Annotated in this window: 1 tRNA gene; it reads left to right on the top strand. The window is 35.6% G+C overall.

The window, feature by feature from the left end:
* Positions 1-193: 193 nt before the first annotated feature.
* Positions 194-270: transfer RNA gene (locus EG57_RS0225070), tRNA-Ile, on the top strand.
* Positions 271-480 lie beyond the last annotated feature (210 nt).

Raw genomic sequence — 480 nt, 5'->3', positions numbered from 1 at the left:
ACCTGCGGCTGGATCACCTCCTTTCTAAGGAGTCGACGAAGTAGGTAATTCTACTTTGAAAGCTTATTTAATAGCTCTGTTTAATTTTGAGGGATTGAAGATCTTATTCGATCTTTAATATCTGGTGTAAACAGCGTAAGCTGTTTAAATTGAACTGGATCAAATGAGTCTAAGATACATCACCTCAAACTAAGGGCTTATAGCTCAGCTGGTTAGAGCGCACGCCTGATAAGCGTGAGGTCGATGGTTCGAGTCCATTTAAGCCCACCAAATTGTCCTTTGAAAATTGCATAGTGAATATAACTTTTAAATAAAAGTAAAGCTAAAGGTAAAACTACTTATTATATAAGTANNTTATTATATAAGTAAAAAAACTTTTGTAGATTTTAACTAAGAAGATTGTTGAAAAATAATTTTCAAATGAATGGTCAAGCTACAAAGGGCGCATGGTGAATGCCTTGGCACCAGAAGCCGAAGAAG

This window comes from Clostridium drakei (assembly GCF_000633595.2).
GTDB lineage: Bacteria > Bacillota > Clostridia > Clostridiales > Clostridiaceae > Clostridium_AM > Clostridium_AM drakei.
Note: the sequence above shows the minus strand (reverse complement) of the source record. Positions and strands in the feature narration are given on the sequence as shown.